The organism is Actinophytocola sp., from assembly GCF_035762905.1.
Lineage (GTDB): Bacteria > Actinomycetota > Actinomycetes > Mycobacteriales > Pseudonocardiaceae > DASYTH01.
This window is the reverse complement of sequence record NZ_DASUCC010000045.1, coordinates 1-26834: the sequence shown is the minus strand read 5'-3', so window position 1 is coordinate 26834 and position 26834 is coordinate 1. Positions and strand designations below refer to the sequence as shown.

The following is a 26834-nucleotide window of genomic DNA, read 5'->3' as shown; positions in this document are numbered from 1 at the left end:
GGCTCTCAGAACGGGGGCGGATCATCGGCTCCTGGGATGGTGGCGAACGGGTCTGCCGGCATGGCCGGACCGGTGTCCACCCCGGTCCACTCCCCCGTCTCGGCGGGCCGGGTCGCCCAGGCCGGGAACGGGAACTCGATGGCAAGCGGGACCGGGATGTCCGGCTGCGCGACGAACATCGTGCCGGGCTTGGCCAGGGTCGCGCGCTGCCGTTGCATCGGCGGCAGGTAGCCGTACTCCGGCCGGGACGCCTCGGCGGGGTCGAGCCGGCCGGCCACCCGGATCGAGCAGTTGGCCACGATCCGCCGCTCCACCTCGCTCGCTGTCTGCTGAGCGCCGATCAGGATCACGCCGAGCGAGCGCCCGCGCTCGGCCACGTCCAGCAGGATCTGCTTGATCGGGCTGTCGCCCTCGCGCGGCGCGTACTTGTTCAGCTCGTCGAGCACGATGAACATCAGCGGCCGCGCGGTGCCCTGCGACTCCTTGCGGCGAAACTCCTGGCGCAGGCTCACGCCGACCACGAACCGCTGCGCCCGGTCCGGCAGATTGTGCAGGTCCACCACGGTCACCTGAGCCCGCGCGGTGGTCAGCGAGCGATCCCCGCGGTCCCGCAGGTCGGCCCGGATGATCGTGGACAGCGGCCGGACCGCCGAGCGCAGCCGGCGCAGGAACGCGTTCACGCTGCCGGTCGAGGTGCTGCCGGCCACCCAGTCCCGGCGGGTGTCGTCCTCGCCGAGCTCGTCCTCGATCAGCCCGACCAGCTGCGCGAAGGTGTGCAGCGGGCCGCCGTTCCTGGCTTCGACGCCGGACACGGTGATCGCGCCGTCGTCGCCCACCCGCTTGGCGTCGCGGCGCAGCCGGGCGGCGACCTGACCGATCAGCATCGTGTACTGGCTGCGCTCGTCCTCGCCGTCGGCGAACACGAACGGCATCAGCTCCTGCTCGCAGAACTCGGCCAGGGTCCAGTAGAACGGGCTGACCGCGCGGTCCCGGGCGCGCACGTCCGGGGTGCCGCTCGGGTCGCCGGGCCGGGGCGGGGCGAACACGGCCACGTTGGCGAACGGGGCCGCCGGCAGGCCGAGCTTCGCGTACCGCTCGCGCTGCCCGGCGCGCAGGCGTGAGTTGGTGTAGTCCAGGAACAGCAGGTCCTCGCCCTTGACGCTGAAGATCAGCGCCTTGGTGTTGTGCGCCTCCCGGTCCAGCACGCCACAGTTGAAGATCGAGTGCAGCAGGAAGGTGGCGAACGAGGTCTTGGTGGCGATCCCGGACACTCCGGAGATCGACACGTGCCCGCCGCGGGTGCCGTCCACGAACTCGAAGTTGAGGAACACCGGCTGCCCGTCGCGCCCGAGGCCGATCGGCACCTTCGCCTCGCCCATCGTGTCGAAGTACAGCGCGCCGTCCCGCTGCTCGCCGCTGGCCCGGTGCACCGGCGTGCCCGGCCGTGGCGGAACGTAGACCTCCGGCTCCACCCGGGTCACCGTGACCTCGGCGACCTCGCTCACCTCGGCCGGCAGCACACCCTGCTCGATGAGGAACACGTCGGAGGCGAACCGCGCCCCCTCGTGCCCCGCCTCCACGTTGGTGACCACGCCTGCGACCCGCACCATGGTGCCGTCCGGCAGCGCCCGCTCGGTCACCACCACGTCGTCCAGCTGCAGAAACTGAGCCGGCGCGATGCCGACGGAGAACCGCAGCGGGCTCGCCGCCTCAGTTCCCACCACCAACCCCACCGGCTCGGTCACGAGCCAGGAGTCTAGGTGCCCGCGCGGCCGCCCCCGGCCACCGCCGCCCCGGCGCGTCATCCGATGCAAGGCACCCGGGGCGGGTGGGTGCCCTGCATCGGGACCAAGCCCCGGCTCAGCCGTCGACGCTGCGTTGATCATGTTGCCGGCCACGATGTTCGTCCCGCCGCCACCGGGTACGGATCGTAGATCAGCGGTGCTCCGGCCAGCCCGTTGCTGTTGTACCGCTCGCCAAGGAATGTCCCGTTGCGGTACGCCTTGCCCCACACCGTAGCCGTCGGCACAGTAGTTGTGCGGGTCCGGTTGTGCGGGACGTCAGAGTTCGCGGTGGTCGAACACGCGCTGGGTCTTGCGCTCGCTGCGCGGCAGGGAGCCCGGGGCGACCAGCTCCACGTCGACCCGCAGGCCGATCTTGTGGTGCAGCCGTCGGGTGAGGTCCTCGGTCAGGCCGGGGCGTTCGTCGGCCTCGATCTTGATGGTGAGCGTGTCCCGGCCGGCGTCGTCCCGGCTGACGTGTGCCTGGAACTCGGGGCCGGCGTCGTCGATCTCGCCGAGCACGGTGTCCACCTGCATCGGCAGGAAGATCACGCCGCGCACCTTGATCTGGTCGTCGGACCGGCCCTGGATCCGGCCGATCCGAGGGTACGGGCTGCCGCACGGGCACGGGTCCGGGTACAGGTAGGTCAGATCCCTTGTGCGGTACCGGATCAGCGGGGTGGCCTCCTTGTTCACGGTGGTCACCACCAGCTCGCCCACCTCGCCCGGCGCGACCGGCCCGAGGGTGTCCGGGTTGACGATCTCCGAGTGGAAGTGGTCGCTCCAGACGTGGATTCCGTCGCGCCGCTCGCACTCCACCCCGGTGCCCGGGCCCCACAGCTCGGTCAGGCCGTACAGGTCATAGCTGCGCACGCCGAGCAGCGACTCGATCCGCCGCCTGGTCGCCTCGCCCCACCGCTCCGAGCCGGTGATCGCCACCCGCAGCGCCAGCTCGGAGCGCAGGTTGCGGGCGTCCACCAGTTCGGCCACCAGCAGCGCGAACGACGAGGTCGCGCACAGCACGGTGGTGCCGAGCTCGCGCATCATCTCCAGCTGCATCTCGGTGTTGCCCGGCCCGGCGGGGATGGTCATCGCCCCGATCCGCTCGACGGCGGCCTGGAACCCGACGCCCGCGGTCCACAACCCGTAGCCCACCGCGAGCTGGACCCGGTCCTCGTCGGTCAGGCCGGCGTAGGTCAGGCAGCGGGCGAACATCTCGGTCCAGTCGGCCACGTCCTTGGCGGTGTAGCCGCAGATCGTGCGGCGGCCGGTGGTTCCGGACGAGGAGTGGATGCGCACGATGTCCCTTGCCGGCACCGCGGCGTAGTCCAGCAACGGTGTCTCGCGCAGCTCCTGCTTGGTGGTGAACGGAAGCCGGGTCAGGTCCTCGGGGCTGGAGATCTGCTCCGGCCGCACTCCGGCCGCGGCGAGCTTGTCGCGCAGGTAGCCGGATCCGGCCGTGACCCGCTCCAGCATGGCGCGCAGTGCTGCGGCGTCCAGCGCGTTCGGGGTTGACTGCAGGGTTGTCATCCACTCACCACCAGTGACGGTTTCCGGACGGCGCCCTTTATACCGCAGCTACGCCGGGTCGACCAGGATCTTCAACGCATCCCGGTCGGTGCGCAGCCGCTCGAAGCCGTGCCCGACGACGTCCCGCAGCGGCACCACGGCCGACCGCAACGGGCCGACGTCCACCCCGTCGCCGGCCAGCAGCGCCACGGCGGCGGCCATGTCGGTGGCCAGGTGCCCGGCGCTGCCGACCAGCCGCCGCTCCTCGAGCACCAGTGGCAGCAACGGAACCATCTCCGCCCCGCCGTGCACCCCGACCAGCACGATCGTCGAGCCGGACCGGGACAGCTCGATCGCCGAGCCCACCCCGCCCGGCACCCCCGCGCACTCGACCACCAGGTCCGCGCCGCGCCCGCCGGTCAGCGCGGCCACCCGCTCGACCGCGTCCTCGGGAGCACACGTGATGGCCCCGAACCGGGCCGCCAGCTCGCGCCGCCTGCGCACCGGATCCACGGCGAGCACCGCCGCACCGGAGCTGCGCGCGAGCTGCACCATGAGCTGGCCGATCACCCCGGCCCCGATCACCGCCGCGACCCCGAACTCACCGGTCACCTTCGCCATCGCCCGCACCGCAACGGCCAACGGCTCGGCGAACACCGCCACGTCGGGATCGATGTGCGCCGGCACCGGCACACACCCGTGCGCCTCGGACACCACGTACTCGGCGAACCCGCCGTCATGCGTCAGCCCGCGCACGCCGACCTTCGGGCACAACACCTTCTCGCTGCGCAGGCAGGCCCAGCACTGCCCGCACCCGACCAGAATGTTGGGCACCACCCGCCCGCCAAGCCCGCTCACCCCCGGCCCGCACTCCACCACGGTGCCCACCATCTCGTGCCCCATGGTCAGCGGCGCCTGCCGCCCCGAGGTCGGATGCGGCCACCCAACCGGAATGTTCACCGGTCCCCGCGTGTACTCCTCGATGTCGGTGCCACAGATACCCGCCCGATCCACCCGGATCAACACCTCACCGGGTCCCGGTCTCGGCCGTGGCACGTCCTCAACCCGCACGTCCAACGCCCCGTGCCACCGCGCCGCCCGCATGATCATCACCTCCTGCCCCCATGATGCCTGGCCGGCACCCCCACCCCCACCCCCCACCAGTAGCCAGTTTCAGCAGGTGAGTCCCCGGTTCAGGCCGGCGAGTCACCGGCCGGAAGACAGCGAATCGACAGGTCCGCTGATTCTGTCGGGCCGGTCGGCGCCACGGATGACGCCGGCTCCACACCGGGATCCGGCCGACGAGCAGCTCGACCGCGCGTCCCCGGTGCCCGACTCGCCACTTGGCAGACGTCCCCGGCGGCGGCGGAACGCCGGGTCGGTCACCCTGGCAGAGCTGGGCCCGGCGTTCCGCGGCACGGTTGTGGACAGGTGCTCAGTGCACACATCCGGGCCGCGGCCCGCCCACAACCGTGCACCGAACACGTCCGGCACCTCACGTCGGGGCCTTCGGACGATCGGGACAGGGCGACTCACCTGCTCCACCGGTTCATCTCACCCTGCGGTCCGGCAAGTTCGTCACCATGCAGGAGCAGGCAGGCGAGGCACTTTCGCCCACCCTCATCGTCGGAGAGTCTGTGGGCTGTGGCGCTGTGCTCGCACAGCGCTTCGGCGACAACGTCGCCGATCTTCTCGTCCGGGAAGGCATGGACGAGGTGGTCCCAGGGTGACAACAGCCAGGTGATGTGGCTGCGCTGGTCACCCGCGGGTTGCAGCTCCAGGGTTGGTGCTGGCGTCGGCTCGAATCCGGGTGTAATTCCCAGATGCGGCAAGGGGTTGCCGGTGACGCGGTACATCACACGCTGGCCGGTAAATGCACGACGCCCGTGCAGCCAACGGTAATTGTCGAGGATATATCCTTGGCCGGCATCGAGGCTGAACGTTTGGGCGTGTCGATCTATCGCCGCACGAAGAGCAGGCAACTGCCGGGTGACGTCCGGCGAAAATTGGACAAGCTCATCGAGCCGTAGGCGAATGGTGAACCGATTCGTCATTCTTGTGAAGATCGAGCCAAGGTGCCCGGCCGCGCCGCCGAACAGGACTGATCGGGGAGCACTCAGTGCGGTGAGCGATTCAGGATTGGACCCCGCCAAGTCTTCATAGACCGCTTTGCCGTCGATAACGACGCATTCGCCACCGCTGCTTGCGGTTTGTCCACAGACCATCATCAACAGAATCGGCGGATCGACCGTACCTGATCGGTCCGTGTGTGGATTGAGCGCACATGCGCTGAATCCGGCGAAGCCGCTCCGGACACGCCCGCCAACATCTGCAATCGTGGTGAGCCCGGACGAGTCGCTGTCGCGGTGCGGCACAACTGTGGCGATCGAGCTCGCGAGCCGGAGTAGGTCATCTGGACCTCTCACTCTATCGAGCAGGACAAGCCCGTGCTTGGCCAACGCAGGGACAAGCCCTGACCACGGATCCTCGGCTTCACTGCTGACGCGGTACCAGGTCCACAAACCGGACATCCCTCTGACCTCCACAACGGTCCAGCACAGGCACGACAAGGAAAAGGCCAGGTCAAGCCCCGTGTCCAGTGACGAACTGTCAACCCGCTGGCCCACCGGTTCGCTAACGGATTGCGCTACGTTGCTGGTAGAGCACCTACGACCTCTTGGCAGGAGGACTCCGCGTGGAACAGGGCAGCCACCGGCCGCAAGCGTTCGCGATCTCGATCAAGGGAGTCGCGATACAAAGCGGCAAAGTGCTCCTGCTTCGCAATGAACGGGAGGAGTGGGAGCTGCCCGGCGGCCGAATCGAGATTGGCGAGACGCCAGAGGAATGTGTCACCAGAGAGATCTACGAAGAAACGCGATGGAAAGTCAAGGCCGGACATATTCTCGACACTTGGATGTACTACATTAATGCCGCCAAGAAGTACGTGTTCATCGTGACGTACGGGTGCTATCCCATCAGCCAAACTCAACCAGTACTTTCCGATGAACACAAGGAAATCGGCCTTTTCCACGAGCACGAAGTGTCCACCCTGGTTATGCCAGACGGCTACAAACGGTCGATCGCCACCTGGTACGCCAAGCTACGTGAGAACACTCAGGACTGACGGATAAGCGATGCACGGCGAACATTACCCCGACCCTTCCGCACCGGTTGTGCCCACTCGCAGTCTCATTCCGGCGGCGTGGATGTGGTCCGCCCGGGAAGCCTCCGCTGCACTGGCCAGCCGTGACCTGGGCACGATCCTACGCACCTACCGCCGTCTCAACGGTTTCAGTCAGCAGCACCTTGCGGATCTCCTGGGCTATGACAAGACGTACGTGTCCATGATGGAAACCGGACGCCGATCGATCAACGACATCGGCACCCGCCGGCACATCGCGCGCACACTTTGCCTGCCCGTGCACATATTCGGCGTGACCGACGTGGGGGACGCGGATTTCGCCGCCATGGTTCAGTTCGGAGACTCCACGATCCGCCTGGCCGAGATCGCCCGGCAGGCCGGCCGGGCGGTGGAAGCTGTGAACGAGCTGTGGCCACTGACCGCTCGGCTGGAAGCACGCGCAGCGAACGGAGACATCGAGCGGCACACCCTGGTCCTACTCGGACGGGCACGGCTGGCGCTTGGCGTGTCGCTGGGTGCCGTTCTGCCAGAGGAACGCTTGGCCGCCGCGGCCCGATGGACCGGAAAAGCGCTGATCATCGCCGAACGCATCGATGATCCGCCGCTTCTGGCCCACACGCTTCGGATGCACGGCAACGAACTCCGCAAAGCGAACCGAATCCCAGCAGCTATCGCACGTCTGCGCCGGGCGGTTGGCTTGTCCGCCGACCGAGTGGGACACGCAACCGCATTGGCGTTCCTCGCTCGCGCCGCCGGAGAGTTCGGCCACCGAGACCTGTTCGACAGCGCGATGGCGCGTTACCGGCACGTGCACGACGGCTGGGACGGGGGCGGCATTCTGGCTCACCCTTTCACCGTTCGCGAGATCCACATGCGTGGACTTGTGTCCACCGGTCGCGCCGCTGCGCCGGCCCAGATCATGCAAACCGCCCCCGCGGACGCCATGCCGAGCGCCCCGGCTTGGCACGTCATCGAGCGGGTCACGGCCGGAGAGGTCCACCTTGCGGCCGGCGATCACGACGCCGCCGATGAGGCCCTGCGAACGGCACTGACCGCCGCCGAGGCGCACCGGTTACCGCATCAGATTCAGCGCGCGATTCGCGTGGCAGCACGGGGTGGTCTCACCGGGATCAGCACCGACGGCCAGGGCGCGCTGGTGCGGGTGAACAGACTCCTCGCTCCACGCGGGTCGGAGTCGTGACGACACCTCAGGTGAGCTGGTCGGCGGCGCGTGTGATGGCGGTCTCGACGTCGGCGACGCGGTCGGCGAGTAGGCCGACGGCGCCGACGGCTCGGGTGATCGGGTCGTCGGTGGCGCTGCCGAGCGCGCGTTCGCGCAGGTAGGCGTCCTTGACCTGGGTCCAGCGGGCGGCCTGGGCGGGGGTGAGGGTGCCGCGCAGTTCGGCGAGCTTGAGCAGGTTCGCCTCGGCGCCGGAGGTGAGGGTTTGGGCCTCGCCGAGGTAGTGGTCGCTGATCACGGCGTCGAGCTCGGTGTCGTTCATGACCGGGACGATCCGCTCGGCGAGCTTGTTCATGTTCCGGTAGGAGCCCTGGAGCAGGAACGGGGGCTCGGTGCGGGAGGCGTCGGACTGGGCGGCGGAGGCGATGTAGGCCTTGTTGTTGGCCAGCACCACTTGCTGCACCCGCAGCAGCTTGCGTAGCACGGAGAGGATGGCGTCCAGCTCGACCGGGCTGTACGGGTGGGCCAGCTTGTCGGTGCGCACCGAGTCGTCACCCTTGGCCAGACGCACCAGCAGTTCGAGGTCCGATCGGTCCCGTGTGGACAGTGGGGCGAGGATCTGGTTGGAGGTCAACGAGTTCTCGATGTAGCTCAGGGCGAACAGCTCGTCCCGGCCGGACAGCACGTCGCCGAGGTTCCACACGTCGGCCCGGTTGGCCAGCATGTCCGGGATCCGGAACCGTTTGCCGGACTCGGTGTAGGGGTTGCCGGCCATGCACACCGCGAACCGCTTGCCGCGCAGGTCGTAGGTCCGGGTGACCTCGTTCCACACGCCCTCCATCCGGCGCTGTGCATCGCACAGCGAGATGAACTTCTGCAGCAGCTCCGGCGAGGTGTGCTGGATGTCGTCCAGGTACAGCAGCGCGTTGTTGCCGAGCTCGAGCGCGAAGGAGATCTTCTCGACCTCCCGCCGGGCGGTGGCGTTGGGCGCCTCGGCCGGGTCGAGCGAGGTCACCGCGTGCCCGAGGGCCGGCCCGTTGACCTTCACGAACACCAGGCCGAGCCGGTTGGCCACGTACTCCATCAGCGTGGTCTTGCCGTAGCCGGGCGGGGAGATGAGCAGCAACAGGCCCATCTGGTCGGTGCGCTTGCCCTCCCCGACGGTGCCAAGCTGTTTGGCCAGGTTGTCGCCGATCAGCGGCAGGTACACCTCGTCCAGCAACCGGTTGCGCACGAACGCGCTCATCACCTTGGGCGCGAACTCGTCCAGCCGCAGCCGGTTCCGCTCGGCCGCGATCAGCTCGTTGCGCAGCCGCTGGTAGGCCCGGTAGCCGGGGACGGCCTCGGCCCGGAACCGCCGGATCCGGGTGAGCAGCTCGTCCAGTCGCAGCTCGAGCCGCCGCCCGGTGATCCGCGGATGGGCGCCGAGCAGACCGTCCACAGTGGACGTCAAGGTCGCCGACGAGTCGTACCGGGGCAGCTCCGGGCACAGCTCGACGGCCACCGCCTCGGCCAGCTCGGCCGCGGACTCCCCGGTGCTGCCGAGGAACGCCTCGAACCAGCCCTCGACCAGCCGCCTGCGGGCCGGCAGGTCACCCGCCAGCGCGCGCAGGTCCTCGTCGAACTCGGCCCGGCTGCCCACCGCCCGGGAAAACCGGTCGACGAGCGCCCGCGCGCCTGCGCTGGTCACGAACCCGGGCGGGGCGCTGCACAGCTCCTCGAACAGGTACTCGCCGGCCAGCGGGTCGCCGGCCGCCTCGGACAACTCGGCGCACAGTTCGTCGATCGCCCGGCTGGGTCCGAACACCCTGCGCGCCCGGCCAAGCGAGACCGCCCGCCGCCGCCAGCCCTCCCGGCGCGCCTCGTCCGCGCCGAACGCCCACAGGAGCTGCGCCGCGGCCCTGGTTTCCGGCGAGTAGCGCAGCACCCCGGCGCCGGCGTGCAGGCGCAGCAGGGCATCCAGGATCCGGGCCGCGTCGTGGTCGTGCACGCCACGCTCGTAGCCCTCGTCGTAGCGTGACTCGGCCGCGCGGCGCACCACATCGAGCAGCCCGCCCTCGGTCACCGCCGCTTCGTGCAGGGCCTCGATCGACGGCGCGTCCAGCAGGATCGACGCGGCCAGGAACTCGGCCCGGTACACCTCGGGCGTCTCGGACACCAGCAGCTGGTCCCAGAACCGTTCGGTGCGCTGGAACTTCTGGTCGCCGACCGGTGAGCGGTAGTCGGATCCGGTGATGGCGAAGGACATCCGGCCGTCCTGCGGCACCATGGTCAGCTCGACCGGGGCCGTGTTCACCGCGAACGCGTGCCGGCCGAGCCGGATCGTCTCGCCGCCGTCGGTGTAGAGGTCGAGCCGGTCGCGCAGCGCCCGCCCGGCCTCCGCCCGTGCCGCCTTGATCCGGCCGAGCAGTTCCTCGGCCCGCACCGCGTCACCGAGGCCGCGCAGCTCCTCGGCGACGCCGCGCACCTTGGCCACCATGGGATCGGAGGCGAAGTAGGTGTTCACCTCGTCCAGCGAGCCGATGCCGGCGATCCGCCGGTGCACGCCGGCCAGGATCCGATCGGCCGACTCGACCAGCCGATCGGCGCGCCGCGCCCGCTCGTCGAGCAGCGCCTGCTTGCGCGCGGAGAACGCCTCGTAGACGTCGGTGCGCGCGTCCGCGAGCCGGGCGAGGAAGTCGTCGAAGTCGCCGAACCTGGACTCCAGGTTCTCCAGGCGCAGCAACAGGTTGGCCAGCTGCTCGTCACAGCGCTGCGGGTTGTCCGCGACCGCGAGCGCGCCGGTGACCGACTGGCCGAACAGCGCGAACTCGGCGGCGAACTCCGCCCTTCCTTCCACGGCAAGCAGTTCCCGGCGCCGGGTGTCCAGGGTGGCCCGGGCCCGGTTGAGGCCGCCGAGCACCTCGCCGATCCGCTCCAGGATCGTGGTGCGCACGGTCGCGTCCCCGATGTCCAGCGACCCGACCACCTCGGTGACCACCTGCAGGCCGTCGGCCTGCTCGGTGAGCGCGTCGGCGACCGGCTTGGCCTCGGCCACGGTCGCGATCTGCTCGGCCGTCGCGATCAGCCGGCCGAGCCGCTCGTGGTAGCCGGCGAACGCGTCCGTGCCCTGCAGGAACCGCACCGCCCGGCCGCCGGCCTCGGTCAGCTCGGCGACCAGTTCCGTTGCCAGCCCGTCGATCCGGTTCAGGTCGGCGTAGCGCTGCTCGCGCAGGCCGACCAGCCTGCCCTGAGCCCGGCGCAGCTCGGCGAGCTGGGAGACCCACGCGTCGGCGGTCTTCGGCGCCTCGCCGCGCACCCGGCGGACCAGAGCGGCGTTGTGCTCGGCGGCCTCCGCCACCGCGGCCGCCGCCTGCGCCGTGAGCGCCTCGACGTTCTCGAACTCGTCGAGCACCTGCTCGGCGGTGGCCCGTACCGCGGACAGCGGCGTGCGCAGGTCGCCGAGCTCGGCGTCGCCCAGCCAGTGGTAGCTGTCGAACACCCGCTCGCAGGCGGCGATCAGGCCCTCGAACACGGCGGTGGACGGCGCCATCTCGTCGATCATCCTGGCCACCGACAGGCAGTCGGAGATGCCGCGGACCAGGTCGGCGTTACCCACCCGGTCCAGCGGACCGGTGCCGACCGGGGCCGCGGCGGCGTGGCTGTCCGAGGCGAACGGGGTCTGCCACACCTGCATCGGGTGCACCCTGGTCGGCTCGTCCGAGGTGGCCCGGAACACCACCATCGTGCCGTCGTCGAACAGCGAGTAGCCGTGGCACGGGATCGGGGTGCCGACCTCCTTGCGGATCACGTTGTACGGCAACAGCAGCGACCGGCCCTCGCCCCTGGCGTGGAACACGTACAACACGTCTTCGCCGTTGGCCGAGCGCACCACCCGCTCGAACTCCAGGTCCGTGACGTCGGTGTCGAACGTCTTGCTCACCCCGGTGGCGAGGTAGTAGCCGCCCGGGAAGATCAGGCCCTGATCCTCGGGCAGCCGCTGGCAGGCCTGGCCGATCCCGTCCAGCCGGACCACCGACCGGGTCCGGGTGTTGAACACCAGGTGCCGCCACGCGGTCTCCTTGTACGGCCGGATCCGCAGCAGGATCAGCGGACCGACCTTGGCGAACTGCACGTCGGCGTCGGCCAGGCTCTGCAGCGGCTCGTCCACCGGCTCGCTGTAGATCCCCTCGCCGGTCTCGGTGTTGTTCTCCACCTTGATGGTGAGCGTGCCGCCGATCGACTCGACGAACACCTCGTCCAGGATCGAGATGTGCGGGTGCCGGCCGAGCACATGCTGCTCCCGCGCGGTCGGCGTCCACTCGAAGTCGTGCGAGGGCGGGAACACGTGGTCCCGCTCGCCAATGTTGTCCACATAGGACACGTTGCCGTCGGTGCCGATCCGCCAGCGCAGCACCTTGATGTCGGCGATGGTCGGGCCGGTCTGGAACACGGCCAGCAGCAGGCCGTCCACCCGGCGCAGGTGGTGCAGCCGGGCCTGCCGGTAGTACCGGTACAGCTCGGCGAAGTCGCGCCGGAACTGCGCGTCGCCGAGCAGCCCGGGCAGGTCGCCTGCGGCCGACACGTCGAACCGGAACGCCTCGCCGTCCCGGCCGAACCGGTGCAGCGAGAACACGTCGGCGACCGTCGTCTCCGGCTTCAACCCGATGAACACGTTGTAGCCGAACAGCATCAGCCCGCCGACCGAAACGATGTCGCGCGGAACGCAGTTGTGCTCGGTGCGGATCCGCTCGTGCCCGACCAGCCGCAGCTCGGCCCGGCCGAACACCTCGAGGCGCCGGGCGTTGAGCGTCTCGGCCCGCGCGGCGAGCTCGGCGGCCTGCTCGGCCAGCCGCGACCGCAGCACCTCGTAGGTTCCGGCGTCGAGCCGGGCCGGCTCGGCCGGGGCCGTCACGACCTCGGTCATCGCCGGCTACTGCTTGCCGAGGTCGACGACCGGCGCCGGTTCCCGGTTTCCTTCAAGTACTTGACGCAGCTCGGTCATCTCCGGACCGCCGGACTGGATCAACTTGAGCAGCGCGGCCGACATGGTCAGGTTCTTCACGTCGTCCGAGCCGAGCGAGGACAGGATCGCCTTGACGTCCTCGGGCAGACTGGCCGACCCGTTGAGGTACGGCTCGGCGATCCTCCTGGTCACCTCCGAGTTGTTCACGAACCCGTCCACCGACTTGCCAAGGCTGATCGAGCCGACCAGCTTGTCGAAGAACATGTTGTCCCCGCCGACGATGTCGATGTCCGCGTGCTCAAGGCCGGCGGCGAGCACCTTCGCCTGCGCCTGCGCGACGTCCCGGTGCACGTCGATGCCGGCCAGCCGGACCTCCTTCTCGACCTCCAGCCGCAGCCGGTATTCCTCGTGCTCGCGGGCCACCCCGTCCAGCGCGGACATCGCGGACAGCTTCTCGGTCAGCCCCTCGGCCTCGCCCTTCAGCTTCTCGCGGGTGGCGTCCGCGGCGGCCAGGCCCTTCTCCCGCTCGACGACCGCCTCGGCCCGGCCGACCTTCTCGATCGCCTCGGCGTCCCGCTCACGGACCTGCACCTGGGCCAGGCCGGCCGCGGCGGCCTCCGCCTGAAGTCCCTCGGCCAGGCGGATCTTCGCCCGGGCGTCGAGATCCGCGGCCTGCTGGCGCGCCTCGGCCAGGGTCAGCTCCTCGCGGGCCCGGTGTTTGGCCGCGGCTTCCGCCGCCTCGGCCGCCTTGATGTCCTTGACCAGGTTCTCCTGCGCCTGCGCCTCGGCCTGGATCACGATGGCCTGACGGGTCCGCTCGGCCTCCTCGACCGCGCGCAGTCGCTTGATGCTCTCCTCCTGCTCGGCCACGGTCTTGTCCACCGCGATCCGCTCCCGGACCACCTCGGCGACCGACCGCTTCTCGGCCTCCACCAGCTTGTCCTTGGCGATCCGGGCCAGCTCGATCTCCCGTTCCCGGGCGACCACCTCGAGCAGCCGGTCCTTCTCGATCCGCTCGGACTCGATGGCGATCACCCGTTCGCGGTTCTTCTCCGCGACGGCGACCTCACGCGTCTTGTTCTGGTCCTGAACGCCCAACTGCTCCTCGGTGCGCAGGTGCGCGGTGTGCGCCTTGAACCGTTCCTCGGCCTGCACCTTGGCGATCTCGGCGTCCTCGCGCGCCTTCATGGTCTCCACCTCGCGGCGCTGCTTGTTCTCCGCGTCGGCCTGCCGGCGCTCGAGTTCCAGGATGGCCTCCCGGGCGTCCACGTTCTGCCGGGTGATCTCCTTCTCCTCGTTGCGCCGGAACTCGTTGGTCCGCACGTGCTCGATCGCGGTCAGCTCGGTGATCTTGCGGATGCCCTGCGCGTCCAGGATGTTGGTGCTGTCCAGTTCGGACATCGAGGTCTGCTCGAGGAAGTCGATCGCGGCGTCCTCGAGGCTGTAGCCGTTGAGGTCGGTGCCGATGATCCGCACGATCTGGTCGCGGAACTCGTTGCGCTTGGTGTAGAGGTCGACGAAGTCGAGCTGCTTGCCGGCGGTCTTCAGCGCCTCGGAGAACTTGGCGGCGAACAACTCCTGCAGCGTCGACTGGTCGCTGGCCCGCGCCGTGCCGATCGCCTGGGCCACCTTGACCACGTCCTCGGCGGTCTTGTTCACCCGCACGAAGAACGTGATCCGGATGTCCGCCCGGATGTTGTCCCGGCAGATGAGCCCTTCCTGCCCGGTTCGCTGGATCTCGATCGTCTTCACCGAGATGTCCATGATCTCCGCCTTGTGCAGCACCGGAAGCACGACCGCGCCGGTGAAGGTCACGTGCACCTGCCGCACCTTCGACACGATCAGCGCCTTGCCCTGCTCGACCTTGCGGAACAGCCGGCTGACGGCGATGAGCACGATGAACAGGACGACCAGCACCACGCCGGCCGCGATCAGGACAGGATTCATTCGGTCGACCTTCTCTCCATGGCGGACACCCAGAAGAACTCGCCATCGGCGTCATAGTCATAGATCATCGCTTCGGCCCCGGACGTGAGGGCCTCGCCGCCGGACTGCCGCACCTGCACCACGGCCGACGACCCGTCCGCCGCCGTCACCTCGGCCTGCCCGAAGTCCGTCCCCACCGAGCCCGTCCTGATCACGCAGGTCCGTCCTACGAAATCCATCCGGGACTCCTGTTTCCCCTCCGCGAACCACCCGCGCAGCGGCAGCACCAGCAGCCGGGTGCCGACCAGGCCCACCACCAGCGCCACCGGCAACACCACCACCGTCCGCAGCAGCACCCCGTCCAGCAGCACCACTCCGGCCACACTCACGAACCAGGCCAGCGTGACCAGCACCGACAGCGCCACCGTGGCCGGCACGCCCCCCAACCCCAGCCCGCCGAAGCCCCCGTCCCCGTCCAGCACGTCGGTATCCGCGCCCCCGACCAGCACCAGCACCCAGTACCCGACCACGACCACGAGCAGGAACGTGAAGATCACGGCCGGAAAAGCCAATGCGGCACCCACGAACTCACTCATGGACACCCCCCGCCGGCCGGCAACGGCAGACGGACTATACCCAGGTGAGACCCCCCGCCGAAGACCCATTGGTCAACTCGCGGCGCAACCCGTGCGGCGATGGCGCAGCGTCACCGGACCGCTACCGCCCACATGCGACGATCGATAGGGAATTCCCACCGCTCAACAAGGCCAGCCGAATTCTTGCGCCGCGCACCGCGGACTTCAGCGGTCCAGGGCGGTGAGGTCGATGGCGGCGGTGGAGAGGTTGAAGCCGTCCGGGGGGACGCCCTTGGGCGAGTTGAGCCAGTCGCCGCGATTGCGCACGCGGCGGTCGCCTTCCAGAAGGAGAGCGACATAGCAGCCGTAGTCGATGGCGAAGCCGTCGTAGAGCCGGCCGGGGTGCTGCCGGTCGGCGATGCCCCGGCGAAGCAGGTGCAGCAGTCTGGCGTCGTAGAGTTCCTCGATGGTCTGCAGATGGGCGCCGGTCTGCTGGTCGAGGACGAAGGTGCGGGAATGGCGGCGGCCGACGACCTCGTCGACGAGATAACGCAGGGTGCGGCGGGCCGGGGCGTTGGCGCTGATCGCCGTCTGCTTGTCGCGGAGGAACCAGTCCTTGGCGGCGCGGCGCACGTCGGCCAGCCCGATGGACTCGCCGAACGCGTGTTGCGCGGCCAGCGCGGCGATGTTGATCGCGTCCCGGGGCACGCCCTCCGCCGCCCTGACGAGTTCGGTGAAGGCGGCGCGGCGGAAGACTTCCGCGATGAAGCTGTCCGGATCCGGCGGCGGGTCCTGGATCATCATGGCCAGCCGCATGCTCGCGTGGTTGTAGAACAGCTGCGCGAAGAATTCCTGAGCCCGGTTGCGGGCGTGGTCGAAGATCATGAAGTCGTCCAGGCTGACCGCCGACGCGGCGTCCGATCCCACCTCGATGCCGAGGTAGTCGCCGCCGGTGGCCGGCCGGGAAAACTGCGAGCGCCGTTCGATCGCGGCGATCTTGACGGTGACGCCGGGCACCGGGAGGACGCTGCGCCGCAACAGGTCGGCCAGCAACGGCTGCAGATCAAGGGGAATGCTGCTCCACTCGTCGAGCAGCAGCCACAGCCGAGCCGGCGCAAGGGAAGCGGCGATGCGGCGCAGGGCCCTGCTGAGCGGACCGAACACCACGTGCCGGTGCTCGACGCCGGTTCGCCGCAACCGGCTCTCCGCCGCCACCGTCCGGCGCCGCGCGGACGAGATCTTGGCCGCCGGCGAGGTGGACAGCGTCGCCTCGGTAGAACGCGAGGACTCGCTGGAACCCGCGAGTTTGATCTCGCTCTCGACCTGACCGACCACCTCCACCTCGGTCGCCGCCTCCGCCAACGCATCCAGCGCGTTGAGCAGCCCGTCTTGATCGGCCACGTCGCCTTCGATCGCGACCGCGAGCAGTTTCTCGTGTATCGCCTCAAGTGCGTCGACGAGCAGGTGGGTGCCCCGCATCGCCGAACTCACCGAACTGTCGCCGTACAGTCCCCCCGCCGATCCGATGGTGCGCAGGTCGACGTAGACCACCACGTCGCCGGTTTCCTCGATGAGGTTGCAGAGATAGAGCAGCGCATGGGTTTTCCCGGTGCCTCGGCGACCGTAGAGGATCTGATGGTCGGCAGAGTTGAGCATGGCGGCGAACGAGCCCGCCGCGACGTAGGTCGTCGCCAGGGTGTGGCGGTCGGTGCTCTCCGCGCGCCGCGGGATGCGCATCAGCGCCTGGTTGAGATGTTTCTGCCGAGCGAGTGCCATCATGATCTGGGTTCCTCTACCCAGAGTGCTCTCTGACGCACTCTTCGTCATCGGCCACTCGGGTGCATCCGAGGTGGCTGCGAACCGATGACCGCCGGGGCCGCGCGGAGCGCGGCCCCGGCGACCCGTCAGGATCCGGCGCGGAAGGAGCGCAGGCAGGGAAGGGCGTTGCCGGACCAGTCGAACATGGTGAGGTTGTCGTTGGGGTTGCCTTCGCCGGGGGTCCAGCCGACGCCGGGCAGCCACTCCGGGGACCAGTCGACGAAACCGGCGCCGCGGCCGCCGGGGACGGCGGCGAGGATGTTGCGGAGTTCCTCGAAGTAGGCGGCCTGGCCGGAGCGGGTGGCGGGGAAGGCGGCACCGTCGGGAAGTTGGCTGGGTGAGGTGATGAAGTTGCCCAAGGTGTCGCCGTTGTTGAGGGTCCAGGGATAGGAGGTCTCGACGATGACCAGGTCCTTGCGATAGCGGTTGGACAGGTCGGCGAGGTTGGCGCGCAGGGTCGCGAGGGAGCCGTGCCAGAAGGGGTAGTAGGAAAGGCCGATGGTGTCGAAGCGGACGCCTTCGGCGAGGACGTGGTCGTAGAAGTAACGGGCGCCGCCGTTGTCGCCGCCGCGGTCGATGTGGACCATGATCTCGAGGCGGTTGCCGGACGGGTTGCCTTCACGGGCGCCGGTGATGCCGGCCTTCAGGAGAGTGGTGAACTCGGGCCAGTGTTCGCCGTCCGGGCGGTAGATCTGGCCGAGCGGGAACAACATGCCACTGGTGATCTCATTGCCGACCTGGATCATGGCGACCGGGGTGCCCTGCCGGGCGAAGGCGGCGACGGCGTCCCGGGTGTAGCGGCGGACGGTCTCGGCCAGTGTCGGCAGGTTCTGGCCGGTCCACGCGGCGGGGGTCGGCTGCTTGCCGGGGTCGGCCCAGAAGTCGGAGTAGTGCAGGTTGAGCAGGATGCGCATGCCGGCGGCGCGGCAGCGGCGGGCAAGGGTCAGGGCCGAGGCGAGGTCGCTGTAGCCGGCCGGGGGCGCGATCCAGACCCGGAGCCGAGCGAGGTTCGCGCCGCGGTTGGCGAGGATCTGCTCGACCGGCCGGGGGGCGCCGCCGTCCCGGTAGACCGTGCCGATCGCCTCCTCCTGCAGGGCGAACGAGATGTCGACGCCGCGGACCCGTGGACCGGGTGCGGCGGCGGCCGGGACCGACGCGACGAGCGGAAGGCCGAGAACGAGCGGGGCCGCCAGCAGGGTTCGTCTGCGCATGATCACTCCTCTGTGGACAGACGGTCAGGCTGATTCCCTGAGCACGATCTCGGTCGGCAGGATGACGGCGGCGTTGGCCTCGCCGTCGATCAGCCGTAGCAGCAGCCGCACCATCTCCGTGCTGATCCGGGACAGCGGCTGGCGAATGGTGGTCAGTGGCGGATGGCAGGCGGCCGCGATCCTGGAGTCGTCGAAGCCGGCGACCGCCACGTCGTCCGGAACCCGGCGCCCGGCCCGGCGCAGCGCGGCCAGTGCGCCCGCGGCCATCAGGTCCGACGCGACGAACACCGCGTCCACGTCGGGCGCCCGGTCCAGCAGCAGCTCCATCGCGGCGGCACCGCCGGCCTGGGTGTAGTCGCCGGTGGCCACCAGGTTCGGGTCGGACTCGCCGAGCACGTCGTGGTAGCCGGCCAGCCGGTCCACCCCACCGGAGGTGTCCAGCGGACCGGTGATCGTGCCGATCCGCCGGTACCCGCGGGAAACCAGGTAGCCGACCATCTGCCGGGCGCCGTCCCGGTCGTCGGCGGCCACGTAGGCCACGTCCCGCTCGTGGCCGAGCGGCCGGCCGCACGCCACCACCGGGACGTCCTGCGCGCGCAACTCGTCGATCAGCGGGCTGCCGGTGTGCGTGGAAACCAGCAGCGCGCCGTCCACGTGCCCGGCGGTGACGTAGCGGCTGACCCGGGCCCGGTCCTCCGGCGTGCCGGCCAGCGTGAGCAGCACGGTGATGTCGTTGTCCGCGAGGGCCTGCGTGCAACCGTGCAGCAGGAGGTTGAAGTTCGGGTCCTCGAACAGCCGGTCCTGCGGCTCGGACAGGATGAACGCCACCGACTTCGACCGTTGCGTGGCAAGGCTCCTGGCATGCGGGTTGATCACGTAGCCGGTCTTGCGGATGGCCCGGTCGATGGCGCTCTGCGCGGACCCGCTCACGTTGCGCCCGCCGTTGAGCGCGCGGGACACCGTGCCGCGGGACACCCCGGCAACAGTGGCGACGTCGTCCATGGTGGGACGCCTGCGTCTGGTCCTGGTCAACCCTTCACCGCTCCCGCCATCAGATCGATCCGCCAGTACCGTTGCAGGGAAAGGAAAAGCGCGATCAGCGGGAGCACCGACAGCAGCGCGCCGGTGATCACCAGGTTGTACAGGGCCGGCTGGGCGTTGCCCTGCTTGAGCATGGTCACCAGGCCGACGGTGAGCGGGAACTTCCGGTCGTCGCCGAGCATGATGTAGGGCAGCAGGAAGTTGTTCCAGATGGCCACGAACTGGAACAGGAACACGGTCACCAGACCCGGCACCATCATCGGCAGCGCCACCGCGGCGAAGATCCGCCACTCCCCCGCGCCGTCGGTGCGAGCCACCTCGAGCACCGGATCGGGTACCGCGGCGGCCGCGTAGATGCGTGCGAGGTAGACGCCGAACGGGCTGACGACGCTCGGCAGCAGCACCGCGGCGTAGCTGTCGGCCAGGCCGATCCGGGCCAGCAGCAGGTACTGCGGCACGGCCAGCACCACGCCCGGCACCAGCACGCCGGCCAGCAGCACGTAGAAGATCGCCGTCCGGCCGGGGAACCGGAACTTGGCGAGGGCGTAACCGGTCAGCCCGGACAGCGCCGCGGACGCCGCCGCGCCGGCCCCGGCGTAGATCGCGGTGTTCCCGGCCCACCGCCAGAACAGCCCGTCCCGGTAGCCGGCCAGCTCCACGATGTTGCTCAGCAGCGCGGTACCCGGGACGAACGTGGACGTGCCGAACAGCTCCGAGCTGCTCTTGGTCGCCGCGATGACCACCCAGGCCACCGGAAGCAGGCAGTATGCCGCCCCGATGAACAGCACGAGCACCGGCAGCCGGGTGGTCACAGATCCTCCCCGGCGAACGCCCGCCCGGCGACCAGCCGGAGGAACAGCACGGACAACGCCAGGGTGACCACGGCGATCACGATCGAGGCGGCCGCGGCCGAGTGGATGTCGCCGCGCACGAAGGCATCCGTGTAGACCTTCATCAGCGGCGTCCAGGTCGACGGCAGCGAGTTGGTCAGCGGCGCCAGCGTGGTCGGCTCGGTGTAGACCTGCAACGTGGCGATCACCGTGAACACGCCGGCCATCACCAGCGCCGGCGTGATCAGCGGGGTCTTGATCCGCAGCGCGATCTGCCGCTCGCTGCACCCGTCCAGCCGGGCCGACTCGTAGACCTCGGCGGGAATCGCCCGCAAAGCGGTGAGGATCACCACCATGTTGAAGCCGACCCCGCCCCACAGCCCGATGTTGAGCACCGCGAACAGCAGCAGGCCCGGGCCGAGCATGTCGGCCGGCACCGGCAACGGGGTCAGCGCCGGCAGGTACAGGAAGCCCCACAGCACGCTGGCCACCACGCCCGGCACCGCGTAGGGCAGGAAGATCGCGATCCGGTTGAACCGCGCGAACCGCGACTTCGGAAGGTCCAGCAGCAACGCGAACAGCAGCGCGAGGCCCAGCATCGTGGGTACCAGGATCGCGCCGTAGCCGAGCACCCGCAGCGCACCTCGCCAGAACTCGGGGCTGGCCAGCGCATCCCGGTAGGTGGCGAGCCCGGCGAACACCTCGGTCCGCGCGCCCCGGCCCAGCCCGAGCCCGGTGACCCGGGTGCGGTGCAGGCTCAGATAGACGGTGTAGCCGATCGGCAGCAGAACGACGAGGGTGAACAGGATGATCGCCGGCGCGAGGAAGGCGTACGGCACGGCGCGCTGGCGCGGACCCCGGGACACCCTCACCCCTCAACCTTGAACCCGTTCTTCCGCATGTCCTCCAGGGTGGTCCGGTGCATGACCGCGACCGCGTCCGAGAACGGTGCCCGGTCGGTGATCGCCTTGCCGAACGTGTCCTTGTAGGCCTGGTAGGCGACGTTGACGTTGGGTCCCCAGGTCCAGCCGACCGCGGTGTCGGCGATCTGCTTGGCCTGCGGGTAGAAGTCGGTCTGCTCGGCCATGAACGCCGGCGGCTTGGCCAGCGCCGGGCCGGACTGCGCGTCCCGCGCGGCCGGGTACAGGGCACCGGCGGTGACCAGCGCCTCGGTGGCCACCGGGTCGGTGTTCAGCCAGATCGCGAACTCGGCGGCCGCCTTGGCGTTGCGGGAGTTGGCCGACACCGCGGTGGACGAGCCGCCCCAGTTGCCGGTGCGGTTCTCCCCGGCCGACCACTGCGGCATCGGGACCATCGCCCACTTGCCCTTGGTCTGCGCGGCAACGCTTTCCAGCACGCCCGGCGCCCAGATCGCGCTCGGCCAGGCGAGCAGCGTGCCGTCGCCGAGCGACTTGTTCCACTCCGGGGTGTACATCGGCTGGTCGTCGACCACGCCCTCGGCGACCAGGCCGCCCCAGAAGTCGGCCACCCGCCTGGTCGCGGCGTCGTTGATGCCGACCGTCCAGGTCTCGCCGGCCACGCCCCACCACCGGCCCCCGGCCTGCTGGGCCAGGCCGGCGAACCAGCCGGGATCGTTGCTGGAGAAGGTGGTCAGGAAGTTGCTCGTGGTCTTGGCGCGCAACGCCCGTGCGGTGGCGGCGAACTCGTCCCAGGTCTTCGGCACGGTAAGGCCGAACTGCTGGAACAGGTCCGTGCGGTAGTAGAGCATCATCGGCCCGCTGTCCTGCGGGATCGCGTAGACCGCGTCGGTGCCGAGCGTGACCTGCGCCCAGACGCCGTCGGCGAACTTCTCCTTCGCCCCGCCGGCGAAGTCGGACAGGTCGGCGACCGCGTCGTTGCTGACGAACGTCGGCAGCGCCTGGTACTCCGCCTGGAACAGATCCGGCGCGTTGCCGCCCTTGGCGGCGGTGAGCACCTTGGTGACCAGTTCGTCGCCCTGCGACTGCCGGCTGACCGTGACCCGCACGTCGGGATGGCTGCTGTTCCACTTGTCGACGACCTGCTCGATGTTGGTCGCCCAGGTCCAGAAGGAAAGTTCGACCGGGCCGGCGGATCCGCCCTCGTCGCCGCCGGAGTCGGTGGTGCAGCCGGCCAGCAGGCTCGCGCCCGCCGCCAGCGCCAGGATCGGACGAAGCGCGCCTCGCATCACGTGACCTCGTTTCGCTCCGTTGCGGCTGAATGAGGAACTGTGAGCGCTCCCAGTTTTGAGCCTGTCATGCGACGCTGTCAACCACGTCGTTCATACTGTGAGCGCTCACAGGGAGTCCGCATGATCATTCCCAGGCTCGACCGGATCGCCTACGGCGGTGACTACAACCCCGAACAGTGGCCGCCGGAGGTCTGGCCGCAGGACGTGCGCCTGATGCGGGCGGCCGGGGTCAACCTGGTCACGGTCGGCGTGTTCAGCTGGGCCGAGCTGGAGCCGCGACCGGACGAGTACGAGTTCGGCTGGCTGGACGAGGTGCTCGAGCTGTTGCACGGCAACGGGATCGCGGTCGACCTGGCCACTCCGACGGCGGCGCCGCCGGCCTGGCTGGCCCACCGGCACCCGGGCAGCCGGCTGGTCGACCGGGACGGCCGGGTACTCGGATTCGGTGCCCGTCAGGGGTTCTGTCCCAGCTCACCGGACTACCGGGCCCGGGCCGCGGCGATCGCCGAGCGGCTCGCCACCCGCTACGCCGGGCACCCCGGCCTGGTGCTCTGGCACGTGCACAACGAGTACGGCGGCGCCAACCCGGCCTGCTACTGCCCCGTCTCCGCGGCGGCGTTCCGGGTCTGGCTGGACCGGCGCTACGGCGACCTGGCCGAGCTCAACGCCGCCTGGGGCACCACGTTCTGGGGCCAGCGCTACAGCGACTGGGCCGAGATCGAACCGCCCCGGCGCACCCCGACCGCCGGCAACCCGGCCCAGCAGCTGGACTTCCTGCGGTTCAGCGCCGACGAGCACCTGACCAACTTCCGGGCCGAGCGGGACATCCTGCGCCGGTACTCCCCCGGCGTGCCGGTCACCACGAACCTGATGATCCCGGCGTGCAAGACGATGGACTACTGGCGGTGGGCCGGCGAGGTCGACGTGGTGTCCAACGACCACTATTTGCGGGCCGAGTCTGCGGACAACCACATCGAGCTGGCCATGGCCGCGGACCTGACCCGCGGGGTGGCCGGGCAGTCGCCGTGGCTGCTCATGGAGCACTCGACCAGCGCGGTCAACTGGCAGCCGCGCAACATCGCCAAGCGGGCGGGCGAGCTGCGCCGCAACAGCCTGACGCACCTGGCCCGGGGCGCCGACGGTCTGCTGTTCTTCCAGTGGCGGGCGGCCCGGTTCGGCCAGGAGAAGTTCCACTCCGCGATGCTTCCGCACGGCGGCACCGACACCGGCATCTGGCGCGAGGTGACCGCGCTCGGGTCCGCGCTCGGCGCGCTGGCGCAGGTCCGCGGGACGCCGGTCGCCGCCGACGTCAGCATGGTGTGGGACTGGGAGTCCTGGTGGGCGGTGGAGCTGGACTGGCGCCCGTCGGTGGATCTGGACTACCTGGAGCGGGTCACGGCCTGCTACGCCTGGCTGTGGCGGGCGCACCTCACCGTGGACTTCACTCCGCCCGGCGGGGATCTTTCCGGTTACCCGCTGGTGATCGTCCCCAGCCTCTACCTGCTGCACGCCGACGCCGCCGCCAACCTGGCCGACTACGTGCGGGGCGGCGGAACCCTCGTGGTGTCGTACTTCTCCGGCATCGTCGACGCCAACGACGCGGTGCATCCCGGCGGGCATCCCGGGCCGCTGCGCGAGTTGCTCGGCCTCGTCGTGGAGGAGTTCCGGCCGCTGCGCGCCGGCGAGACCGTCCGGCTGGACGGCGGGACGACCGGCGACGTGTGGACCGAACTGGTGCGGCCGCGCGGCGCCACGCCGGTGCTGCGCTACCTCGACGGGCCGGCCGCGGGCGAGCCGGCGGTGACCCGGCACCCGTTCGGCGCCGGTGTCGCCTGGTACGTGTCCACCCGGCTGCGCGGCGAGGATCTCGATGCCGTGCTGCGCCCCGCGTGCGGCGATGCCGCGATCGCGCCGCGCGACGATCTGCCGGCCGGTCTCGAGGTCGTGCGCCGCGGCCCGTTCCTGTTCGCCATCAACCACACCGACCAGGACGCCAAGCTGCCCGCGGCGGGCACCGAGTTGCTCACCGGCGGGCACTGCGCCGGCCTGCTTCGGGTCCCGGCCGGCGAGGTGCGGGTGATCAGAACGGAGTGATCAGCTCGCCTTGCGGTCCAGCCACTCCGGCTGGGCGTCCGCCTCGCACCACTCCAGTGCGTTCACCGTCCACTTCAGGGCGAGCACGATCACCTGCACGTTCGCCTTGGCACCGCCGGAAAGCGCCAGCACGACCTGGTCGTCGGCGTCCTGCGGACAGCCGTTGACCTGTGCCAGCAACGCCCGGACCGTGGCCCGCACCGGCGGGTCGAGGTGATCGATGTCCACCGCCGACTCATCCGGCCCGCGCAGGTCCGCGCCGAACGCCCCGCTCATCCCCATCGCCCCGGCCCGCCAGATCAGCATCGTGGCCAACGCCTCGATCAGCGCGCCGAGGATCAACCGCAGCCGCTCGGCCTGCCGCCGTCCGGCGAAGCTGAGCAGGGTGAGCGCGCCGGTCACCGCGTCCAGTTGCCCGGACCGGGCCAGGGTCACCAACCGGCCGGCCGTCGACCGAGCCTCCTGCCGCGGGTCTGCCGCCATGATCCACCGTCCCCGACTCGACCACTCGTTCCGCAGCGGGGAATACCCAGCTCAAGTGAACCGAACCGCGCTCGATCCGCGACGATGCGCGTGGTCGAGCCGGGGACGGCGTGGCGGTCAGGCGGTCAGAACTGCAGGCTCCACGTGTTGATCGTGCCGATGTCCTGCGGGCCGGCGTCCCGGACCCGCAGCCGCCAGGTTCCGTTGGCCACTTCGCTGGCGGCGTTGATGGTGAACGTTCCGGTCAGGTTGTCCGCGCTGCCGCCGATGCGGTTGTGGATGTTGTACGCGGTGCCGTCCGGCGCGAGCACGTCGACCACCAGGTCGCCGCGGAAGGTGTGCCGGATGTCCACGCCGACGGCCAGTGCCGCCGGGGCGTTGCCGGCCACCCCGCTGACCGTGATCGGGCTCTCCACCGTGGACAGGTCGGGGATCGGCACGTCGGTCGGGTTCTCGAAGCGCGGACCCGGCGGTGTGGTCGAACCGGCGGCCAGCGACCAGATCGCGTTGGCGATCGCGTCGGCGTTGCGGTCCAGCGCGGTGGTGTTGATGTTGGCCATCGTGTCGCACGAGCGGTGGTAGCACCGGTCGAACGCGACGCCGCTGGACCCGCCCCACTTCTGCGCCTGGGCCGCGGTCTTGGTCACCTCGGCGCCGGTGAACAACCCGCCGGTCGGGATCCCGGCCCGGGCGAACGCCGCGTGGTCGGACCGCCCGCCGACGTTGGTCAGCTCGGTGGGCACGCCGATCGTGGCGAAGTGCGCCTCGAGCGCGCGCTGCAGGTTGATCGACCCGGTCGGCTGACCGCTGCTGCTGTAGACGAAGTAGCCGGGGTTCGGCGAGCCGATCATGTCGAAGTTCAGGTATCCCCTGATCCTGGACCGCTCCGCGGCCGGCAGGTTGTTGACGTAGAAGGTGGAGCCGACCAGACCCAGCTCCTCCGCCCCCCACCAGCCGAAGCGCAGATGGCGCTGCGGCTGGAAGTTCGTGCGCGCCACGGTGAGCGCGACCTCGAGCAGGCCCGAGGAACCCGAGCCGTTGTCGTTGATGCCCGGGCCGGCCGAGACGCTGTCCAGGTGGCCGCCGGACATGAGGATGTTGCTGGTGTCGCCGCCCGGCCAGTCGGCGATCAGGTTGAACCCGGTGGCGCCGTTGGAGGTGAAGCTCTGCACCGAGGTGGTGTAGCCGGCGTCGTTGAGCCGGCTCCGGATGAAGTCGATCGACGCCTGGTAGCCGGGCCGGCCGTGCGCCCGGTTGCCGCCGTTGTTGGTGGCGATGGACTGCAGCTGGTTGAGGTGTGCTTGTACGTTGGCGAGCGAGATGTCGGGCGCCGCAAGGGTTTCCGGTGGCGCGGCGGTGGCCGGCGCACTCCAGAGCAGGCCGGCGAGCACGATGCCGGCGCTCAGGGTCGGGATGGTGACTCTGTTACCCATGATTTGCTGCCTCCAGCAGGGTTTGGGGGCCAACGAGCAGAGCGTTGCGGGCGCCCGCCGATGCAGGTAGCGGCCGATCGTGCTGTTTCCTTCCCAGTTAACGGGCGTTCAGTGCGACTCCCGGTGGACCTGGTGGCCGCTGGCGCCGACCAGGAAGTCGAGGTCCGCTCCGGTTTCCGCGCCCATGACCGTGTCGACGTAGAGCCGCTGCCAGCCGCGGGTGGGGCGGGCGAGCGCGTCGAGCATGGCCGGTGCCGGCGGCCGGCGGTCCAACTCGTCCTGCGGCACCTCGACGTCGATCCGGCGCCGCTCGACGTCCAGCACGATCCAGTCGCCGGTGCGGATCCGGTCCAGTGGTCCCCCGGCGGCGGCCTCCGGCGCCACGTGCAGCACGACGGTGCCGTAGGCGGTGCCGCTCATCCGGCCGTCGCAGATGCGCAGCATGTCGCGGACGCCCTGGCGCAGCAGCTTCTCCGGCAGCGGCATGTTGGACACCTCCGGCATGCCGGGGTACCCCCGGGGGCCGCAGCCGCGCAGAACGAGGACCGTGTCGGCGTCGACGTCCAGCGCCGGGTCGTCGATGCGGGCGTGGAAGTCCTCGATCGAGTCGAACACGACCGCCGGGCCGCGGTGCCGCATCAGGTGCGGCGAGGCCGCGGCCGGCTTGATGACAGCGCCGTCGGGGGCGAGGTTGCC

At 70.1% G+C, this 26834-nt stretch carries 19 protein-coding genes; 3 read left to right on the top strand and 16 right to left on the bottom strand.

Going from position 1 to position 26834, the window contains the following annotated elements:
* Positions 1-5 precede the first annotated feature (5 nt).
* The 4 genes from VFV67_RS09010 to VFV67_RS08995 form a co-directional block, all read right to left on the bottom strand.
* Positions 6-1745, bottom strand: a complete 1740-nt coding sequence (locus tag VFV67_RS09010) for an ATP-binding protein (RefSeq protein ID WP_326468728.1) — start codon at positions 1743-1745, stop codon at positions 6-8.
* A 315-nt stretch (positions 1746-2060) separates the two neighbouring features.
* Positions 2061-3311, bottom strand: a complete 1251-nt coding sequence (locus VFV67_RS09005; RefSeq protein ID WP_326468726.1) for a phenylacetate--CoA ligase — start codon at positions 3309-3311, stop codon at positions 2061-2063.
* A 48-nt stretch (positions 3312-3359) separates the two neighbouring features.
* Positions 3360-4394 carry an alcohol dehydrogenase catalytic domain-containing protein gene (locus tag VFV67_RS09000; RefSeq protein WP_326468724.1) on the bottom strand — a complete coding sequence of 345 codons (1035 nt, stop codon included), beginning with the start codon at positions 4392-4394 and terminating at the stop codon, positions 3360-3362.
* Positions 4395-4822: 428 nt separating this feature from the next.
* Entirely contained in the window at positions 4823-5821 is a 999-nt protein-coding gene (locus VFV67_RS08995; RefSeq protein ID WP_326468722.1) for a TauD/TfdA family dioxygenase, read from the bottom strand.
* A 164-nt stretch (positions 5822-5985) separates the two neighbouring features.
* Between VFV67_RS08995 and VFV67_RS08990 the strand changes: the two genes are divergently transcribed.
* Both VFV67_RS08990 and VFV67_RS08985 read left to right on the top strand, forming a co-directional pair.
* A complete protein-coding gene (locus tag VFV67_RS08990; protein WP_326468720.1) occupies positions 5986-6414 on the top strand; it encodes an NUDIX hydrolase in 429 nt (142 codons plus the stop codon).
* A 10-nt stretch (positions 6415-6424) separates the two neighbouring features.
* Positions 6425-7633: a helix-turn-helix domain-containing protein gene (locus VFV67_RS08985; RefSeq protein WP_326468718.1), complete on the top strand. Its 1209-nt coding sequence runs from the start codon at positions 6425-6427 to the stop codon at positions 7631-7633.
* Between the two features lie 7 nt (positions 7634-7640).
* Here VFV67_RS08985 and VFV67_RS08980 read toward each other — a convergent pair whose 3' ends face one another.
* The 9 genes from VFV67_RS08980 to VFV67_RS08940 all read right to left on the bottom strand — a co-directional run bounded on the left by VFV67_RS08980 (position 7641) and on the right by VFV67_RS08940 (position 22125).
* Positions 7641-12518: a DNA repair ATPase gene (locus VFV67_RS08980; protein ID WP_326468716.1), complete on the bottom strand. Its 4878-nt coding sequence runs from the start codon at positions 12516-12518 to the stop codon at positions 7641-7643.
* 6 nt (positions 12519-12524) lie between these two features.
* Entirely contained in the window at positions 12525-14504 is a 1980-nt protein-coding gene (locus VFV67_RS08975; RefSeq protein ID WP_326468714.1) for an SPFH domain-containing protein, read from the bottom strand.
* Entirely contained in the window at positions 14501-15079 is a 579-nt protein-coding gene (locus tag VFV67_RS08970; RefSeq protein ID WP_326468712.1) for a hypothetical protein, read from the bottom strand. The genes VFV67_RS08975 and VFV67_RS08970 overlap by 4 nt, the downstream gene beginning before the upstream one ends.
* 204 nt (positions 15080-15283) lie before the next feature.
* Positions 15284-16837, bottom strand: coding sequence for a hypothetical protein (locus tag VFV67_RS08965; protein ID WP_326468710.1), 1554 nt, complete (start codon positions 16835-16837; stop codon positions 15284-15286).
* Positions 16838-16962: 125 nt separating this feature from the next.
* Entirely contained in the window at positions 16963-18087 is a 1125-nt protein-coding gene (locus VFV67_RS08960; RefSeq protein WP_326468708.1) for a glycoside hydrolase family 53 protein, read from the bottom strand.
* Between the two features lie 24 nt (positions 18088-18111).
* A complete protein-coding gene (locus VFV67_RS08955; RefSeq protein ID WP_326468706.1) occupies positions 18112-19119 on the bottom strand; it encodes a LacI family DNA-binding transcriptional regulator in 1008 nt (335 codons plus the stop codon).
* Entirely contained in the window at positions 19116-19940 is an 825-nt protein-coding gene (locus VFV67_RS08950; protein WP_326468705.1) for a carbohydrate ABC transporter permease, read from the bottom strand. Before VFV67_RS08950 ends, VFV67_RS08955 begins: the two co-directional genes overlap by 4 nt.
* On the bottom strand, positions 19937-20830 hold the full coding sequence (locus VFV67_RS08945; protein ID WP_326468704.1) for a sugar ABC transporter permease: 894 nt from the start codon (positions 20828-20830) through the stop codon (positions 19937-19939). The genes VFV67_RS08950 and VFV67_RS08945 overlap by 4 nt, the downstream gene beginning before the upstream one ends.
* Positions 20827-22125, bottom strand: coding sequence for a sugar ABC transporter substrate-binding protein (locus VFV67_RS08940; RefSeq protein ID WP_326468702.1), 1299 nt, complete (start codon positions 22123-22125; stop codon positions 20827-20829). The genes VFV67_RS08945 and VFV67_RS08940 overlap by 4 nt, the downstream gene beginning before the upstream one ends.
* Positions 22126-22248: 123 nt before the next feature.
* Here VFV67_RS08940 and VFV67_RS08935 point away from each other — a divergent pair, with 123 nt between their 5' ends.
* The gene (locus VFV67_RS08935) at positions 22249-24222 is read left to right on the top strand and encodes a beta-galactosidase (RefSeq protein WP_326468700.1); all 1974 of its coding nucleotides are present in this window, start codon (positions 22249-22251) and stop codon (positions 24220-24222) included.
* Here the strand turns inward: VFV67_RS08935 and VFV67_RS08930 are convergent, their stop codons facing one another.
* From VFV67_RS08930 to VFV67_RS08920, 3 genes are all read right to left on the bottom strand, one after another.
* Positions 24223-24705 (bottom strand): hypothetical protein, encoded by a 483-nt coding sequence (locus VFV67_RS08930; RefSeq protein WP_326468699.1) that lies wholly within the window; start codon positions 24703-24705, stop codon positions 24223-24225. It lies immediately after the preceding gene.
* 125 nt (positions 24706-24830) lie between these two features.
* Complete coding sequence (locus tag VFV67_RS08925) at positions 24831-26138, bottom strand: M28 family peptidase (protein WP_326468698.1); 1308 nt, start codon at positions 26136-26138, stop codon at positions 24831-24833.
* Between the two features lie 108 nt (positions 26139-26246).
* Positions 26247-26834 (bottom strand): dihydroxy-acid dehydratase (locus VFV67_RS08920; protein ID WP_326468696.1); only part of this gene is annotated, 588 nt, incomplete at its 5' end.

What these genes read in the sequence shown, in the direction of transcription:
- VFV67_RS08940 (WP_326468702.1), bottom strand. Translation starts at nt 22,125, where the DNA reads ATGCGAGGCGCGCTTCGTCCGATCCTGGCGCTGGCGGCGGGCGCGAGC.
- VFV67_RS08935 (WP_326468700.1), top strand. Translation starts at nt 22,249, where the DNA reads ATGATCATTCCCAGGCTCGACCGGATCGCCTACGGCGGTGACTACAAC.
- VFV67_RS08965 (WP_326468710.1), bottom strand. Translation starts at nt 16,837, where the DNA reads ATGATGGCACTCGCTCGGCAGAAACATCTCAACCAGGCGCTGATGCGC.
- VFV67_RS08925 (WP_326468698.1), bottom strand. Translation starts at nt 26,138, where the DNA reads ATGGGTAACAGAGTCACCATCCCGACCCTGAGCGCCGGCATCGTGCTC.
- VFV67_RS08970 (WP_326468712.1), bottom strand. Translation starts at nt 15,079, where the DNA reads ATGAGTGAGTTCGTGGGTGCCGCATTGGCTTTTCCGGCCGTGATCTTC.
- VFV67_RS08975 (WP_326468714.1), bottom strand. Translation starts at nt 14,504, where the DNA reads ATGAATCCTGTCCTGATCGCGGCCGGCGTGGTGCTGGTCGTCCTGTTC.
- VFV67_RS08980 (WP_326468716.1), bottom strand. Translation starts at nt 12,518, where the DNA reads ATGACCGAGGTCGTGACGGCCCCGGCCGAGCCGGCCCGGCTCGACGCC.
- VFV67_RS09000 (WP_326468724.1), bottom strand. Translation starts at nt 4,394, where the DNA reads ATGCGGGCGGCGCGGTGGCACGGGGCGTTGGACGTGCGGGTTGAGGAC.
- VFV67_RS09005 (WP_326468726.1), bottom strand. Translation starts at nt 3,311, where the DNA reads ATGACAACCCTGCAGTCAACCCCGAACGCGCTGGACGCCGCAGCACTG.
- VFV67_RS08930 (WP_326468699.1), bottom strand. Translation starts at nt 24,705, where the DNA reads ATGGCGGCAGACCCGCGGCAGGAGGCTCGGTCGACGGCCGGCCGGTTG.
- VFV67_RS08995 (WP_326468722.1), bottom strand. Translation starts at nt 5,821, where the DNA reads ATGTCCGGTTTGTGGACCTGGTACCGCGTCAGCAGTGAAGCCGAGGAT.
- VFV67_RS08985 (WP_326468718.1), top strand. Translation starts at nt 6,425, where the DNA reads ATGCACGGCGAACATTACCCCGACCCTTCCGCACCGGTTGTGCCCACT.
- VFV67_RS08960 (WP_326468708.1), bottom strand. Translation starts at nt 18,087, where the DNA reads ATGCGCAGACGAACCCTGCTGGCGGCCCCGCTCGTTCTCGGCCTTCCG.